The 15,560-nt window shown below is 66.5% G+C and carries 23 protein-coding genes and 1 other RNA gene; 11 read left to right on the forward strand and 13 right to left on the reverse strand.

Going from position 1 to position 15,560, the window contains the following annotated elements:
* Positions 1 to 134 precede the first annotated feature (134 nt).
* Positions 135 to 746, reverse strand: a complete 612-nt coding sequence (locus MF609_RS05315; protein WP_242415276.1) for a superoxide dismutase — start codon at positions 744 to 746, stop codon at positions 135 to 137.
* A gap of 116 nt (positions 747 to 862) precedes the next feature.
* Positions 863 to 1,885 carry a phage shock protein operon transcriptional activator gene (gene pspF / locus MF609_RS05320; RefSeq protein WP_242415277.1) on the reverse strand — a complete coding sequence of 341 codons (1,023 nt, stop codon included), beginning with the start codon at positions 1,883 to 1,885 and terminating at the stop codon, positions 863 to 865.
* A gap of 170 nt (positions 1,886 to 2,055) precedes the next feature.
* Between pspF and MF609_RS19875 the strand changes: the two genes are divergently transcribed.
* The 10 genes from MF609_RS19875 (at position 2,056) to MF609_RS05365 (ending at position 5,827) form a co-directional block, all read left to right on the forward strand.
* Positions 2,056 to 2,190 carry a hypothetical protein gene (locus MF609_RS19875; RefSeq protein WP_277991079.1) on the forward strand — a complete coding sequence of 45 codons (135 nt, stop codon included), beginning with the start codon at positions 2,056 to 2,058 and terminating at the stop codon, positions 2,188 to 2,190.
* A 67-nt stretch (positions 2,191 to 2,257) separates the two neighbouring features.
* On the forward strand, positions 2,258 to 2,926 hold the full coding sequence (gene pspA / locus MF609_RS05325) for a phage shock protein PspA (RefSeq protein WP_242415278.1): 669 nt from the start codon (positions 2,258 to 2,260) through the stop codon (positions 2,924 to 2,926).
* A gap of 4 nt (positions 2,927 to 2,930) precedes the next feature.
* On the forward strand, positions 2,931 to 3,215 hold the full coding sequence (pspB, locus tag MF609_RS05330; RefSeq protein ID WP_242415279.1) for an envelope stress response membrane protein PspB: 285 nt from the start codon (positions 2,931 to 2,933) through the stop codon (positions 3,213 to 3,215).
* Positions 3,215 to 3,595 (forward strand): envelope stress response membrane protein PspC, encoded by a 381-nt coding sequence (gene pspC, locus MF609_RS05335; RefSeq protein ID WP_055792823.1) that lies wholly within the window; start codon positions 3,215 to 3,217, stop codon positions 3,593 to 3,595. Before pspB ends, pspC begins: the two co-directional genes overlap by 1 nt.
* A gap of 42 nt (positions 3,596 to 3,637) precedes the next feature.
* On the forward strand, positions 3,638 to 3,964 hold the full coding sequence (locus MF609_RS05340; RefSeq protein WP_242415280.1) for a hypothetical protein: 327 nt from the start codon (positions 3,638 to 3,640) through the stop codon (positions 3,962 to 3,964).
* A 17-nt stretch (positions 3,965 to 3,981) separates the two neighbouring features.
* Complete coding sequence (locus MF609_RS05345; RefSeq protein WP_288410396.1) at positions 3,982 to 4,296, forward strand: hypothetical protein; 315 nt, start codon at positions 3,982 to 3,984, stop codon at positions 4,294 to 4,296.
* A gap of 11 nt (positions 4,297 to 4,307) precedes the next feature.
* On the forward strand, positions 4,308 to 4,571 hold the full coding sequence (locus tag MF609_RS05350) for a hypothetical protein (RefSeq protein WP_110154012.1): 264 nt from the start codon (positions 4,308 to 4,310) through the stop codon (positions 4,569 to 4,571).
* Between the two features lie 22 nt (positions 4,572 to 4,593).
* Positions 4,594 to 4,824 (forward strand): hypothetical protein, encoded by a 231-nt coding sequence (locus MF609_RS05355; RefSeq protein ID WP_242415282.1) that lies wholly within the window; start codon positions 4,594 to 4,596, stop codon positions 4,822 to 4,824.
* Between the two features lie 23 nt (positions 4,825 to 4,847).
* Positions 4,848 to 5,270 carry a SufE family protein gene (locus MF609_RS05360; protein WP_242415283.1) on the forward strand — a complete coding sequence of 141 codons (423 nt, stop codon included), beginning with the start codon at positions 4,848 to 4,850 and terminating at the stop codon, positions 5,268 to 5,270.
* Positions 5,271 to 5,389: 119 nt separating this feature from the next.
* Complete coding sequence (locus MF609_RS05365; protein WP_242415284.1) at positions 5,390 to 5,827, forward strand: hypothetical protein; 438 nt, start codon at positions 5,390 to 5,392, stop codon at positions 5,825 to 5,827.
* A 203-nt stretch (positions 5,828 to 6,030) separates the two neighbouring features.
* Here the strand turns inward: MF609_RS05365 and MF609_RS05370 are convergent, their stop codons facing one another.
* The 11 genes from MF609_RS05370 to MF609_RS05420 all read right to left on the reverse strand — a co-directional run bounded on the left by MF609_RS05370 (position 6,031) and on the right by MF609_RS05420 (position 14,549).
* A complete protein-coding gene (locus tag MF609_RS05370) occupies positions 6,031 to 6,330 on the reverse strand; it encodes a (2Fe-2S) ferredoxin domain-containing protein (RefSeq protein WP_242415285.1) in 300 nt (99 codons plus the stop codon).
* The gene (locus MF609_RS05375) at positions 6,327 to 6,863 is read right to left on the reverse strand and encodes a J domain-containing protein (RefSeq protein ID WP_242415286.1); all 537 of its coding nucleotides are present in this window, start codon (positions 6,861 to 6,863) and stop codon (positions 6,327 to 6,329) included. Before MF609_RS05375 ends, MF609_RS05370 begins: the two co-directional genes overlap by 4 nt.
* A 51-nt stretch (positions 6,864 to 6,914) precedes the next feature.
* Positions 6,915 to 7,316: RNase P RNA component class A (gene rnpB / locus MF609_RS05380), an RNA gene on the reverse strand.
* A gap of 33 nt (positions 7,317 to 7,349) precedes the next feature.
* A complete protein-coding gene (locus MF609_RS05385; RefSeq protein ID WP_242415287.1) occupies positions 7,350 to 8,039 on the reverse strand; it encodes an N-acetylmuramoyl-L-alanine amidase in 690 nt (229 codons plus the stop codon).
* A 75-nt stretch (positions 8,040 to 8,114) separates the two neighbouring features.
* Entirely contained in the window at positions 8,115 to 8,951 is an 837-nt protein-coding gene (locus MF609_RS05390) for a CheR family methyltransferase (protein ID WP_242415288.1), read from the reverse strand.
* Entirely contained in the window at positions 8,948 to 9,964 is a 1,017-nt protein-coding gene (locus MF609_RS05395; protein ID WP_242415289.1) for a chemotaxis protein CheB, read from the reverse strand. Before MF609_RS05395 ends, MF609_RS05390 begins: the two co-directional genes overlap by 4 nt.
* 38 nt (positions 9,965 to 10,002) lie before the next feature.
* A complete protein-coding gene (locus tag MF609_RS05400; RefSeq protein ID WP_242415290.1) occupies positions 10,003 to 10,368 on the reverse strand; it encodes a response regulator in 366 nt (121 codons plus the stop codon).
* Between the two features lie 63 nt (positions 10,369 to 10,431).
* On the reverse strand, positions 10,432 to 10,872 hold the full coding sequence (locus MF609_RS05405; RefSeq protein ID WP_242415291.1) for a chemotaxis protein CheW: 441 nt from the start codon (positions 10,870 to 10,872) through the stop codon (positions 10,432 to 10,434).
* A 2-nt stretch (positions 10,873 to 10,874) separates the two neighbouring features.
* Entirely contained in the window at positions 10,875 to 13,223 is a 2,349-nt protein-coding gene (locus MF609_RS05410; RefSeq protein WP_242415292.1) for a chemotaxis protein CheA, read from the reverse strand.
* 196 nt (positions 13,224 to 13,419) lie between these two features.
* Entirely contained in the window at positions 13,420 to 14,058 is a 639-nt protein-coding gene (locus tag MF609_RS05415) for a histidine phosphotransferase family protein (protein ID WP_242415293.1), read from the reverse strand.
* On the reverse strand, positions 14,055 to 14,549 hold the full coding sequence (locus tag MF609_RS05420; protein ID WP_419723061.1) for a M67 family metallopeptidase: 495 nt from the start codon (positions 14,547 to 14,549) through the stop codon (positions 14,055 to 14,057). Before MF609_RS05420 ends, MF609_RS05415 begins: the two co-directional genes overlap by 4 nt.
* Positions 14,550 to 14,565: 16 nt before the next feature.
* On the opposite strand from MF609_RS05420, the gene MF609_RS05425 reads away from it, so the two are divergent.
* Positions 14,566 to 15,519, forward strand: a complete 954-nt coding sequence (locus tag MF609_RS05425) for an RluA family pseudouridine synthase (RefSeq protein WP_242415294.1) — start codon at positions 14,566 to 14,568, stop codon at positions 15,517 to 15,519.
* Positions 15,520 to 15,560: the final 41 nt, after the last annotated feature.

Raw genomic sequence — 15,560 nt, forward strand, 5'->3', positions numbered from 1 at the left:
CGGCGTCGTCGAAGCGGTTAATGCAGCACGGTCGTGATTTCAGACGTGCAGCGCAACGACGAAAAAGGGGCCGTCCTCGCGGACAGCCCCCTCTCCCAACCCTCTCCCCTTCCAGGAGAGTGCCGTTCGGTAAATTACTTCACCGCCGCGTCATAACGCTGGCCGACCTTGTCCCAGTCGACCACGTCCCACCATGCCTTCAGATAGGCGGGGCGCGCATTGCGATAGGTGATGTAATAGGCGTGTTCCCACACATCGTTGCCCAGGATCGGCGTGCCCTTGACCGGGGCGACGTCCATCAGCGGATTGTCCTGGTTCGGCGTGGAGGTGATGGCGAGCTTGCCGTCCTGCCCGACGATCAGCCATGCCCAGCCCGATCCGAACTGGTTGGCGCCCGCCGTGTTGAACTGCTCCTTCAGCTGGTCGAGACCGCCGAACTGCTGATCGATCGCATCCTTCAGCGCACCCGACGGCTGCGACCCGCCACCCTTCATCGTTTCCCAGAAGAATGTGTGGTTCCAATAACCGCCGCCATTGTTGCGCAGCTTCGCCGGCGCGCTCGACATGTTGGACAGCAGTTCCTCGATCGACTTGCCTTCGAGGCTCGCATCCTCCGACACGGCTTCGTTCAGCTTGTCGGTATAGGCCTGATGATGCCTGTCGTGGTGCAGCGTCATCGTTTCCTTGTCGATGGTCGGCTCCAGCGCGTCATAGGCATAGGGCAGCGGCGGAAGTTCGAAAGCCATGGGGGTTCCTCCTTGGGCAGTAAGCTCTGGTCGACCGAACGAAGGTCGGCGCGCTTGGCTCCGGTCGTTACGTTCGGGCAACATCTAGGGTGCGGTAAACCGGGCGCAAGGGTCGGTCAGCCGCCCTGCCCCAATAATCCGTGACGTTTCAGCGCGTGGCGCAGCTGGTCATAGGTCAGGCCCAGCGCATCGGCACAGGTCCGCTGGTTATAGCGGGCGTCGGCCATCGCGCGGGTGAGCAGCTGGCGTTCGAACCGGTTTACCCGCGTCTTGAAATCGTCGCCGCTATCGTCGGGCGCATTCGGCTCCGGCACCTCGCCCGCCGACACTGCGGCGACCGCCGGCGCGGTGCCGGCGGTACGGGGGCGGAAGGGGGAGGCGAACGGATCGATCTCCACCAGGTCGATCGGTCCCGGCCGTTCCCAGCGATAGACCGATCGCTCGACCGCGTTGCGCAGTTCGCGGACATTGCCCGGCCAGCGATAGTCCATCAGCTGATCGACCGCATTGGGACCGAAACCCGGCCATTCGTCGCGCCCGATCTCCGCCGCCATGCGCCGCCCGAAGAAATCGGCCAGCACCATGATATCGCCCGGTCGTGCGCGCAGCGGCGGCAGCGTCACCACTTCGAAGCTCAGCCGGTCGAGCAGGTCGGCGCGAAACGTCCCGCGCTCCACTCGGTCGGGCAGATGTTCGTTGGTCGCCGCGACGATGCGGACGTCGACCCGGATCGGCCGCGACGATCCGATGCGCGTCACCTCGCCATATTCGACCGCGCGCAGCAGCCGTTCCTGCGCCCCCATCGACAGCGTACCCAGCTCGTCGAGGAACAGCGTGCCGCCATCGGCCTCTTCGAACCGCCCGGCCCGCGCCTTGGTCGCGCCGGTGAACGCGCCCGATTCATGGCCGAACAGCTCGGCCTCGATCAATGTCTCGGGCAAGGCGGCGCAGTTCATCACCACCAGCGGCTGGTCCCAGCGTCCCGACAGGCGGTGAAGGCGTTCGGCGACCAGCTCCTTGCCCGTACCCCGCTCGCCTATCACCAGCACGGGACGATCGAGCTGAGCGGCGCGGCTGGCGCGCTCCAAAGCATCGAGAAACGGGCCGGACTGGCCGACGACCTGGGTTGCACGTTCCATCGCCGATGTGTGGCGTATTTTCCCAAACATTCGCAAGGGCCAAAATCGCCACCTACGCCAACTCGGGAAAAGTGACGCAAAACCGTCATTTTCGGAATTGGCACGCCTCCTGCAAAGTATCGGACAAGCCCGACACAGGGCGCACGACACAGCTTCAGGGAGTTTTCCTCATGCGCAACTACTCGAACCTCACGCAATCGGTCGCCAGCATGGCCGCCGCGCTGCTGGTGAGCCTGTTCGTCCTTGGCGCGACGACCGCACCCGGTCCGTCCGCCGTCACCCTTGCCGCCGCGCAGATTGCGTAAGGCGGCGGGCCGGGGTGGTTCCGCCCCGTTCCATCCCGGCCACCCGAGTATCTGTCAGGAGTAACCGATGGGCATTTTCTCCCGCACCCGCGACATCATCGCCGCCAACGTCACCGACCTGCTCGACAAGGCCGAGGACCCCGCCAAGATGATCCGCATGATCATCCTCGAAATGGAGGAAACCCTGGTCGAGGTCCGCGCATCCGCTGCACGCACCATCGCCGACCAGAAGGAAATGCGCCGGCACATCACCAAGCTGGACAAGCTGCAGGACAGCTGGACCGAAAAGGCCGAGCTGGCGCTGAGCAAGGACCGCGAGGACCTGGCGAAGGCCGCACTGGTCGAACGGCAGAAGGCGATCGACATGATCGAGCAGCTGAACGCCGAGATCGTCGTGCTGGACGATGCGCTTCATGCATCGGAAGCGGACATCGCCAAGCTGCAGAACAAGCTGCGCGAGGCACGGACGCGGCAGAACGCCATCCAGACCCGGATGGAAACCGCCAACAACCGCACCAAGCTGCGCGAAATGTATGCCGGTTCCAAGACCGCCGATGCGTTCAGCCGCTTCGACGTGCTGGAACGCCGCGCCGACCTGGCGGAAGGCCGCGCCGAAGCCGCCGGCATGGGCCAGCAGGGCAAGAGCCTGGAAGACGAGATCGCCGAGCTGCGTTCGTCCGACAAGATCGATGCCGAGCTGGCCGCGCTGAAGGCCCGCCTCAACCGGGAGGGCTGATCGCATGGGCGATTTCCTGACGGCGGCGGTCGCGATCAGCGTCCTCTTCATCGGTCTGCCGTGGCTGATCCTCCACTATATCACCAAGTGGAAACAGTCGCCGACGCTGACCAACGAGGACGAGCGACTGCTCGACGACATGCATGTCACTGCCCGCCGGCTCGAAGAGCGGCTCCAGACGATCGAGCGGATCATCGCCGCCGACAATCCGGATTTCCGCCCTTCGATGCCGCGCCGGGAATTCCCGGAAAGCGATTTCCGCAACAACGATTACGCACGGAGGGACTAATGTCCGGCGCACGCACCAAATTCTATGTCGACAAGGCGAATGGCAAGATGTCGGGCGTGTGCGCCGGCATCGCCGACTATACCGGTGTCGAGGTCATGTGGATCCGCATCGGCACGGTGTTGCTGACGCTGGCCGGCGGCTTCCCCTGGACGGTGATCGCCTATTTCATGATCGCCTGGATGGCGCAGAAGAAGCCGTACGGCCTCTATGAAAGCCGCGAGGACGAGAAATTCTGGCAGGGCGTCCGGTCGAACCCGACCCGCTCGGCATCGGAAATGCGCTCGACCTTCCGCGACATCGATCGTCGCCTCGCCGACATCGAGATGTACTATACCAGCCGCAACACCCGCCTGGCGGACGAGATCGACAGCCTGCGCTGATCCGATCCCTGCCACGGGACGATACTAACGGGGAGAGAAACGATGAATTGGGGTGGACCGGGTTTCGTATTGGCCATCATCGCGATCGTTATGGTGGCGAGCATCGTCAAGACCGCGATCAAGGCCAAGCATGGCTATCCGCTGGATGACCATTATCACGACGACGACGACGACGATTTCGAGAGCGACAGCAAGCGCCGCCGCCAGCGCGACCGGATCGCGGTCGAACGGCAGGCGCAGTTGATGGCCGACCAGAACGAGCAGTTGCAGGCGAAGGTGCTGCGCCTCGAGGAACGCATTGCCGTCCTCGAACGGATCGCCACCGACCCCGCCACCCGCACCGCCCGCGAAATCGACGCGCTGCGCTGAGCCGGAGGACCATGACCATGCTGACCAACAATCCCGACCTGGCACCGATGCTCGTCATCCTCGGCCTGACCGCGATGGCCGCCTGGGTCATCACCACCTGGCTGCGCGTCAAGAACGGCTATCCGCTGCAGGGCGGCTGGGGACAGAGCGTCTATCCCCGCGCCAATGACGAGACGGTCGAGCGCGTGAAGCTGCTGAGCCAGGAAAATGCCCAGCTCAAGGCGGAACTCGGGTCGATCAAGGACCGGCTCGCCAATGTCGAGCGGATCGTCACCGACGGCGCGCACAGCCTTACCCATGAGATCGAGCAGCTGCGCGGCCGCGCGAACTGAAAGGAACGACGATGAGCCCCTTCATCATTCCCGCCCTTGCCCTGATGATCCCGATCGTCGCGATCCTCAGCAAGCTGGTGTTCCAGCCCTGGCTGGAACTGAAGGAACGCGAGCTTGCGGTTCGCGGCACCGAAACCGCCGAGAAGGCCGCCCAATATGCCGCCCAGACCGAACGGCTGGAACAGCGGGTCCGCGTCCTCGAACGCATCATCACCGACCGCGGCGTCGATCTCTCCGACGAGATCGAGCGCCTGCGCGACAAACCCCTCAACTAACCCCCAAGCAAGGGATAGTCCGATGAACCTCACGCTCACCCTCGCCCTTGCCATCACCACCCTGGCCGCCGTCACCATCGTATCGGTCACGACGCTGGCGGGCTGGCGCGGCTGGCTGACGCTCCAGCAACAGCGCCTGGGCGACCGTGCCGTTACGCAGCCCACGCCGAACGCCGGCACCCGGATCGAGATCGCCGACCTCAAGGAACGCATCCGCAAGCTCGAAGCGATCGCCGCCGGGGTGGAACTGTAAGGCCAAATGCCTATAGCGGCGTCATGCAGAGCATCGACGACATCCGCGAAGAATATGATTTCCTCGACGGCGACGACCGTTACCGGCTCCTGATCGACCTGGGTCGCCAGCTGGAGCCGATGCCCGATCCCCTCAAGACCGATGCGACGCTGGTCCGCGGCTGTTCGGCATCGGTCTGGGTCTATCCCCAGCCCGGGGATGACGGCACGCTCCACTTCCTTGCCGACAGCAATGCCGCCATCACCAAGGGGATCATCGCGCTGGTGCTGGCGACCGTGCAGGATCGCAGCGCGCAGGCGATCCTCGACACCGATATCGAAGGGGCACTGGCCCCGTTCGACCTGCGCAACCAGCTCAGTTCGAACCGGACGCAGGGTATTCCCAACATGATCGCACTGATCCGCGAAACGGCGGCGCGGCTGGCGGGTGGCCGCCCGGCCGCATAGGCGCGGTTCGTCTTCGGGCATCCGGCAGGGTGCCACGCAACGCCATCCCGCTAGCGTTTCCGCAACGTTAACCCTGTTTGGTATACGACCCTTGGCGGCAATCGAAGCCGGGGATCGACATGCAGCTGGACATCGGCCTTCTGGAACAGCAGCACGCAGCCATCGTCGCGGCAGTGGGCGAACTACGCTCGCTGACCGACCGGCCGCTCGATCAGGGCTTGCCGCACATCGCCAAAGCCCGGATCACGCTGGCCAAGGTGATCGCCGACAACGTCGCCACCGAAATCGCCGCGATCCATGCGCCGCTGAAGGCGCACGGCATGGCGTGTCGCATTCCCGACTATGCCGATATCGAAACCCGGTCGTGCACGTTGCGGATGAGCTTCTCCGCCCATATCGCGGAATGGTCGACGGCTACGATCCGGCAGGACTGGAGCGGCTATGGCCGGTCACTGCGGAAGATCACCGCGACGTTGCTCGACCTCCTCGATCGCGAGGAGCGCATCCTCTTTCCCGCCGCCCGAACGCTGCTGGCCGGGGTAAGACCGATCCGCTAGGTCCGATCGACATTCAGCGCCCGTCGCGAATTCTTGTCATTCCCGCGCGGGCGGGAATCCATAGCCGGTGACGTTCCAACTCGATCTGTAATGCTGGCGCTTATGGACTGCCGCCTGCGCGGGGGCGACGATGGGGAGGGAGCGGTTATCCGAGGGACTATATGTCGGTCGGCCTTGGGACCGGCACGCCGGCTGGCCCGCCCCTACCCGTCCAGCCCCAATCGTCCCGCTACCGCGTCCAGGTCATCGCCCGGCCGCACCAGCAGCCAGTCGTTCGGCCGGGCACTGTCGACCACCACCACCGCGCCCTTGGGACATATGTCGAGGCACTTCACCTCGACCACGCCCGCCCGCGACTTCGGCCCGTTCTTCAGCTTCAGATGCTTGCGCAGCGCCTTCGCCAGCGGCTTGCCGCTATCGCCGAACCCGCCGTCCAGCTTCCTCGAACATTTGGCGCAGACCAGCACCGCCTTGTCCCACCGCGACCGGACGCCGGTCCTCACGCCGGTTTCCAGCTCCGGCGTTCCTCCGCAACCCGCAGCACGTCATAGGCCGCCTGGATCGCATGGAATTTCTTGGCGGCATCGGCATCGCCGGGACGGACGTCGGGGTGATACACCTTGGCCAGTTTCCGCCACGCCAGCCGGATCGTGTCGAAATCGGCGTCGGGATCGCATTCCAGCACTTCCAGCGCACGCATCTCGTCGCGCGACCGGGTGCCGTCGCCCGACCCGGCCCACGCGTTCGACGCCGACGCGGCATAGCCATTGGCCGTGCGCCGTTCCTCGGCCTCGCGGGCCTTGGCCTCTTCCTCGTTCAACCCTTCGAAGTAGTTCCAGCCCTTGTTATACTCCGCGGCGTGCGCTTCGCAGAAATACCAGCGATCGGGATTGTTGGGCGATTTCGGCGCAGGGCATTTGCCGGGTTCGGTGCAGCCGTGGCGATCGCACAGTTTCACCGTCTGGGCCTCGCGGCCCTCGCTATAGCCGCGCCACCGCGGAAAGCCCCAGTCGTTCGATCGCGTATGTCGTGCCATTGTGTCCGAGATAAGCCGCCGTGCCGCACGCGCAACCCATTGTCGCGCCTGAATGTCAGAGGGTCTGTAAGCCGGGTTCTGTCCACCCGCCGAAACGGGATAGGCGACCATTCCTCTCGGACGACGCTTGCGCGCCGTCTCCAGCAACCAACCCGGGCGGCGGGCCGGAACATGCCCCGGAATGCTTGCGCATTCCATGCCGCCCCTATTCGGTCTTGCTCCCGGTGGGGTTTGCCATGCCGCCGCTGTTACCAGCCGCGCGGTGCGCTCTTACCGCACCCTTTCACCGTAACCCGGCCGAAGCCAAAGGCCGTCTGCTCTCTGTGGCACTGTCCCTGAACCCCGGAGCCGAAACCCCGAAGCCCGCCGGGCGTTACCCGGCACCGTCGTTTCCGTGGAGCCCGGACTTTCCTCGGCACGCATGACGCGTGACGCGGCCGCCCGACCCTCTGACCCCGCCGCCCCTAGCGGACCGCGCGCGCCGGTTCAATCGTCGCCTTGCGGCTTGGGCAACAGCAGCGCGAGCAGGAGCATCCGGCATTCGCCGTCGATCACCCCGTCGACCATCTCCGGGCGAAAGCGCCGCTGGAACGCGGCAGTGGCGGCGGTCGCGTCGGACACATCATAGCCGAAACGTTCGAGCGCCAGCAGGAACCCCGCGTCGCTCCAGCCCGGGTCCATCAGGTTGCGGGTCGGTCTAGGGAGCGCGAGCCGGAGGCGTGACAGGCGGTTCCATGGGAACAGCTCGCCCGGGTCCTGCTTGCGCACCGGCGCGATATCCGAATGGCCGACGACATTGCCCCGCGTGATCGCGTGCCGGTCCTTGATCGCATGGACCAGCGGGATCAGCGCATCGATCTGCGCCGCCGGAAACTCCCGATAACCCCATTCATGGCCCGGATTGACCAGTTCGATGCCGATCGACGCGCTGTTCACGTCGGTGATCCCGCGCCAGTGCGAACGGCCCGCATGCCATGCGCGCTTGTCCTCGGCGACCAAGCGATGGATCGTGCCGTCCTCGTCGATCAGGTAATGCGCCGACACCTGCGACGCCGGATCGGTCAGCCGCGCGATGGCCGACGCCGCATCGGCCATCCCGGTATAGTGCAGCACGATCATCGTCACGGGCAGCCCGCGTTCGCCGAAATTGGGCGACGGCGTATCGATCATCTCCATCCCGGCCCTCCCCTCACCCGCATCGCCACCCGATTGCGGCGGGACGCAGGGAAAGGCAAGCCCGCGCCCGAGATCCTAATGCGCCGCCGGCCGGTACATGCCGCGATAGCGTTCGGAGGGGACCAGCGCCTCGGTATGGCCGCTCACCGTCTCACCCGCCCCCAGCACCAGCAGTCCGCCCGGCCGCAACACTCCGGCGATCCGGTCCAGCACCACCCGTCGTGCCGCGGGCGACAGGTACAACAGCACGTTGCGGCACAATATGATGTCGAACTTACCCGCCGGCATCGGATCGGACAGCAAATTCTGCTGGCTGTACAACAGGCGGAAACGCAGTTCGGGCTTCGCCTCCCACCACTCCTCCTGCACGTCGAACCAGCGCATCATCCTGCGTATCGACAGCCCGCGCTGAATCTCGAACTGGGTATAGCGCCCGGTGCGGGCCCGCAGCAGCGCGCGGGTCGAAATGTCGGTCGCGCGCAGTTCGGGCAGGACCAGCCCGTCACGCTCCTGCGCCTCGGCGAACAACATCGCGAGCGACAGCGGTTCCTGCCCGGTCGAACAGGCCGCCGACCAGATGCGCAGCCGGCGCTGCGAACCCGCCGCCATGTCGGCCGCCGCCGCGACCACCTGGTCGAGGACCGACGAGTCGCGAAAGAACGACGTTTCCTGGTTCAGCAGGGCATCGACGACCAGCTCGGCCAGACCCTTTTCGCACCGCCCCCCCTCGGCGATGCGCGCGACCAGTTCGTCGAGCGACGCGAGGCCACGTTCGCGCAGCATCGGTTGCAGCGCACTGTCGATCCGCCATGCGCGCCCGGCATCGAGTTGTTGCCCGGTACGCTGTTCGAGCAGGGTGACGATCTTGCTCGCCGCGTGGCTCAACGGCGGTGCGCCCTGCGGCATGGTCATGCGGAGCGCTTTCTCTGGGCAATGAAGGCGCCCAGCTGGTCGGGAGTACCGATGGTGGAGGCAAGGCCGCTCTCGGCGATCGCGCCGGGCATACCCCACACGACCGAACTGTCACGGTCCTGCACCGCGACGACGCCGCCTGCCGCGCGAATACGCTCGGCACCACGGCATCCGTCCCGGCCCATGCCCGACAGGACGACCGCCAAGGCCCGTTCGCCGAACACCTCCGCCACCGATTCGAACATCGGATCGACCGAGGGCATGCAACCGCTGATTGCCGGTCGACGATCCAGCCGGGTGGCAGCGCCGTCCGTCGTCGGCACGATGCGGACATGCGCGTCGCCGGGCGCCAGGATCATCCGCCCCCGCTGTACCCGCAGGCTGTCGCGGGCGACATCGACCGGTCGGCGCGCCAGCGTTGTCAGCTGCTGCGCGAAATATTCGGTGAACGATCCGGGCAGGTGCTGCGTGACGAGGATCGGTACGTCCATATCGTCGGGCAACGTCCGCAGCAGCCGCGACAGCGCATGGATACCGCCCGTCGACGCACCGATGGCGATGACGTCGAACGGATCGCTCCGCACCCCCGCCATGCCCGGCGAACGCGGCTTGGCCATCACATCGCCGACCAGCGCGGTCAGCCGTTCGGCGAACCCCCCGGCCAATGGACTCGATTCGGGCTTGGCCAGCGTCGCGGCCGCGCCCAGCGACATCGCGTGCAGCGCGGTCGGCGAACCGGCGGCGCAGCTGCCCGACAGGATGATGACCCGCGCATCGGGTGCGAGCGCGAACAGCGCCGGCAGCCCGGACAGGCCGTCGATGCCCGGCAGGTTGATGTCCAGCAGGATCAGGTCGACGACGTGGTCGCGCAATACCGCCTGCGCCTGCGCGATGCCACCCACGGCGGCAAGGACTTCACAGTCCGGAATGGCGTCGACGATCCGGGTGATGACGCAGCGCGTGACCGCCGAATCATCGACGATCATCACCCGCAACGCACCGGGGTCGGGCACCGCTGGTCGTAGGCAGGCGGCGACCACCCCGATCGCCGTTATGCGACGCCGACGATCTGGAGCTTGCTTTCCAGCGTCTCGCGATCGAACGGTTTCATCACATATTCGTCGGCACCCGCCTCGATCGCGGCGCGGATATAGGCCATGCCGTTCTCGGTCGTGCAGAATACGACCTTGGGATGCAGGCCGCCGTCGCTCTGGCGCAGCGCCCGCAGGAAATCCATGCCGCTCATCACCGGCATGTTCCAGTCGAGCAGGATGACGTCGGGCTGCCGTTCGGCACAGCGGTCCAGCGCCTCGCGCCCGTCGCCGGCCTCGCGAACCTCGAACTGCAGGGTTTCCAGGATGTGCCGCGCGACCTTGCGGATCACCTTCGAATCATCGACGACCAGGCAACTCTTCATGACGACATCCTACTCTGCACCGGGCCAGCCTAACGCGACTTCGTAAGCAGGCCGTTAAATCCGTCAGGCGACGCTGCGCACGCTTCCCGCCGCCCGCGCGACCACCGCCGCGACGTCGAGGATCAGCACCGCGCGCCCGTCATGGTCGATCATCCCCGACACGACCGGCCCCCATGCCGGGCCGGGCATCAACCCCGAGGACAGGGCGCGAACCTCGGCGCGAAATGCGTCGTCGAGCATGTCGACCAGCAACGCATAATGATGTCCGTCGACCTGCGTCACCGCTGCGCGCCGGTGGCTGCACGGCGTGTTGGCCGGATCGATCGCCAGTGCGGTATCGATCACCGTGACCACGCGGCTGCGCAGCGCGGCAAGGCCGCGGACGGCGGGCGAGGTCCGGGGAACGGGGGAGATATCGGCGATATCGACCACCGATCCGACATGGTCGGACAGGATGGCGACATCCTGTCCGGCGACACGGGCGAGGAGGAACAGCTTCGGCATCCTTACTTCCCCATTGCCCGTCGCACGGCCTGCAGCACGCCCTCGCGGTCGTAGCGATAGATGCTGCCGTCCCCGGTATCGGCCGGCGACGCGCGCAGCCGGACGACCGGCGTGCCCGCACCGGGCACGACCGGCGCGACGGCATCATCCTGCGTCAGGACCAGCGCCGGTCGTTCGTCGTCCCGCAGCCGTTCGACCGCGCGATATCCAGCCTGTTCCAGCATCGGCCGCAGGAAGGTGCGCATCCACCCGCTGCCACCATCGGCCAGCAGGCATGTCGGGCGCGCAATGGCCTTCGGCCCGTCCGATGGCGCGGCCACCATCCGCGCGTGATGTTCGAACAGCCACAGCGGATCGACCTGCTCGACCTGTTCCCCGTCCAGCAGCACGATGCCGCAGCTCGGCCCGACCTCCATCGCCGGCGCCGCCAGTTCGGGCAGCGTCACGATATCGACCGCATCGTCGATGGTATAGGCCAGCTCGACCGATCCGTCGGTCAGGCGCAGGACGCTGGTGACCTGTTCCAACCCGTCGGCGATCCGGGCCACCACCGGCAACACCCGCCCGTCGATCGCCAGCCACACGCGCCCCGAACTGCGTTGCAGGCTGCCGGCCGCGATCCGTTCGATCCGGTCGATCACCGCCAGGGGAATGACGCGCCGATGGCCGTCGAGGTCGTCGAACAGCAGCGCCCTGACCCCCGGTTCCTCCGCCGCTTCCGCCTCGGCCGCCAGCTCGCGGTCCATCGCGTCGGAAAAGCTCAGCCCGGCGACATGCGCGACCCCCGCGCAGTCGAGCATCAGCATCGGCTCACCGGTATCGGGCAGCGTCTGCCCGGCGAACAGCCCGGTCGCCATCACCGCGGGCGCGGCGGGCTTGACGACCAGCTCCTCGGTATCCAGCACGTCGTCGACCAGCAGCGCATAGTCGCCGCCGCCGATCCCGACGACAACCAGCATCCGGCCGCACGTTCCCGGCGTCGATCCGCCCCCGATAACCTTGCACAGATCGACCATCGGGATGCGGCGGTCGCGGATCTGGACGATGTCGATATCGCCCAGCTGGTCGATGCGGATATTCGCGCCGCGCAGGCGCACGATCTCGCCGATCGTCTGGCGCGATATGGCGAAGCGATGCTCCCCTGCGCGCACGACGATGGTCGATACGATCGACAGCGTCAGCGGAACCTGCACCGCGATGCGCAGGCCCCGACCGGGCTTGTTGTCCAGCGTGACCCGCCCGCCGATCTGGTCGATCGCCGCACGGACCACGTCCATGCCGACACCCCGTCCCGAAATCTCGGTCGCGACATCGCGCGACGACAGCCCCGGCGCGAACACCAGCTCGCATTGCTGACGCGGCGTCAACTGACGCAGTTCCGCCTCGCTGCGCTGCCCCGTGCGGGACAATTTGGCGATCAGCCGTTCGGTATCGATGCCGCGTCCGTCGTCGATGATCTCGATGACGATCTGGTTGCCGGACTGTCGCGCCGATACGTGCAGCCGGCCACTCTCGCGCTTGCCGGCCATGCGGCGCTCGACCGGCGCTTCGATGCCATGGTCGATGGCGTTGCGGACCAGATGGACCAGCGGGTCGCGCATGACCTCAATCATCTCGCGGTCCAGCTCGACATCGCTGCCATCGACGGTCAGCGTCACCGCCTTGCCCACCGCCGCCGCCGTATCGCGCACGATTCGCGGCAGCGGCGAGAACAGCGTCTCGATCTTCTGCATCCGCGTGCGCGTCACCGCGTCGCGCATGTCGGCGACCGATGCCGACAGCCGCTCCAGCGCCCCCTCGACCGCCGGGTCGAGATCGAGGTCGCGCAGCCGCCGGAACAGTTCGTTGCGGACCAGCACCATGTCCGACATGCCGCTCATCATCCGATCGAGCAGGTCGACATTCAGCCGGACACTGCGCAGCGGCGCGCGGCCTTGCGCGATGGCGGCGGCCGCCACCGGCGAGTTGGCCTGCGCGTTGCCCGCCCCCGGCGCCAGCGCCGCGATCAGGTCGTCTTCGCCCTCGTCGGTCAGCGGCAGGCCGGCATCGATCGCCTCGACCAGTTCGCCGATGCGGTCGACGATCGCCAGCACTGCATCGACCAGCGCCCGGTCGGGCCGCCGTCGCCCGTCGCGGACCTCGCACAGCGTATCCTCGGCCGCATGGCTGAGCCGCAACAGACGCGGCAGGTCGAGGAAGCCGCAGCTGCCCTTTACCGTGTGGACGAAGCGGAAGATGGCATCCAGCCGGGCGCGATCGTCGGGCGCGGCTTCCCACGCGACGACCTCCGTCGACAACGCCTCCAGCGTCTCGCGGGTCTCGGCAATGAATTCCTGTAACAGATCGTCCATGCGGCCCCGCCCGGTTGTGGCGCGACCATGGGCGGGATCAGGTTAAGGCCGGGTTAGTGCGGATGAACCGGTGACGTCCCCGGCCACACCGTCACCCCAGCGAAGGCTGGGGTCTCAAGCGGCTCCTGCCCCGCGCTACGACCGGGAGATCCCAGCCTTCGCTGGGATGACGCATAAACGACGCAGCGTCGAACCCTCACCTCGTAATCAGCGACGCCCCGAACAGCAGTACGGGCGAATCGACCGGCGACACCTGCAACGTGCCCCCGCTCTGCTCGACCAGCTCGCGCGCGAGACAGGCTGCGGCGGCGCGCGGCGTCATCATCGCCGCATCGCCCAGCAGCGCACCGCGCAATTCGGCGTCCAGCACGATGCGCAGGCCATCGGCCCGCACCGCAATGTCGATCCCGTTGGCGGTAGGCTCCGCGCCGATATCCAGCTGCCCACCCCGCACCAGCGCGTCGCCGGCGATCAGCGCGAGGTTCAGCAGCACCTTGACCGCCGGCTTGGGCAGCGACGGTGCATCGACCATCCAGCCCAGCTGCACCCGGTGATTGTCGCCGAACAGCCCTTCGAGCGCGGCCCGCGCCTCCCGCGTATCGATCGAATCGCCCAGGCCACCCGACGCGCCGAAGGCGAGGCGGAAGAATTTCAGTTTGTTCGCCGACGCCCGCGCGCTGTCGGCCAGCAGTTCGAGGCACCGTGCCCGCATATCCGGGTCATGCTCGTCGGCCAGCAGTTCCAGCCCGTTGTTGAGCGCACCGACGGGGCTGAGCAGGTCATGGCACAATCGCGAACACAGCAGGCTGGCGAAATCGGCTGGGCTGATGTTCAATGCGACGACCCTTGTGCTTTGGCGAACGTCATCGTCCGCCCGGCCCCGTCCATGTGCACCGCTTCACAGTTTTTTTCAACGTGGCCGGCTTGCTTTACGGCGAAGGTCACGGGATCGAACCGGCCGTGCCGTGCCCCGCCCGCGACCGCCCGCCACAGCCGGACGGTGCCGCCGCCGACGATCAGCCACAGCTTGCCATCCGCCGCCGCCTGCGCCGCATCGGTCGCGGACGGATCGGCACTGCCCGAGGGGTGCGAATGATACCATCCCAGCACCGCCGGCCCGCCCCGACGTGCATCGCGCAGCGCGGCGAACAGCATTGCCGGGTCGATCTCGAAATGCCGTGCCGGGTCGGCGGCCACGTTCGGCGCTGGTTCCGCAACGGCAATGGCGTCACCCGTCCCGCGCAGGATGCCGCAAATCTCGGTCGCACTTTCGTTGGCCGCCCGTAACAGTTTACCCAGCAACTCGCTTGAAATTTCCGGTTCCATCGCCATCTCCTATCCAATGGACCGGGGGGTTTCCACGATCGAGGCGCGCATCACCGACGCGACGCACGGGCAGCGGATCGACAAGGCATTGGCCGAGGTCGTCGCCGACCTCTCGCGCGAACGGATCAAGGCGCTGCTCGCCGCCGGCCATATCCAGGGTAGCGACGGCCCGGTATCGGACGGCAAGCGCAAGGTGACCGCCGGGCAGGTCTTCACGATCACCGTCCCCGCCGCCGTCCCGCTGGACAATGTGGCGCAGGATATTCCGCTGGTCGTCGCCTATGAGGACGACCATCTGATCGTGGTGGACAAGCCCGCCGGGCTGGTCGTTCATCCCGCCGCCGGCAATCTCGACGGGACGCTGGTCAATGCCCTCCTGCACCACTGCGCGGGCAAGCTGTCGGGCATCGGCGGCGTCGCCCGGCCGGGCATCGTCCACCGTATCGACAAGGATACGTCGGGGCTGCTGGTCGTCGCCAAGGACGATGTTTCGCACGAAGGACTGGCGAAACAGTTCAAGGACCACAGCATCGATCGCCGCTATCTCGCGATCGCGGCGGGCCGGGTGTCAACTTCGGCGGGAACGGTGGATGCGCCACTGGCGCGTTCCCCCAATGATCGCAAGAAGATGGCCATCGTCCACAGCCCCACCGCAAAACATGCGGTGACCCACTTTCGCAAACTTCGGCAACTTGCTGGGGCATCGCTGATCGAATGCCGGCTGGAAACCGGGCGCACGCACCAGGTGCGCGTCCACATGGCGTCCATCGGCCATCCGCTGCTGGGCGATCCGGTCTATGCCGGGCGTCGACCGGCGCTGAAGGCCCAGCTGGAAACGCTCGATTTCCGCCGGCAGGCATTGCACGCCGCACATCTGGGGTTCATCCATCCGGTCACAAAAAACGCTTTGTCGTTCGATAGTGACCTTCCGGCAGACATGCAGGAACTGTTGGACCATCTTCACGTATAGGTTTCGGCGATTCCGCGATGCGGTACAGCCACCAAGGACAA

This window comes from Sphingomonas panni, from assembly GCF_022664435.1.
Classification (GTDB): Bacteria; Pseudomonadota; Alphaproteobacteria; order Sphingomonadales; family Sphingomonadaceae; genus Sphingomonas; species Sphingomonas panni.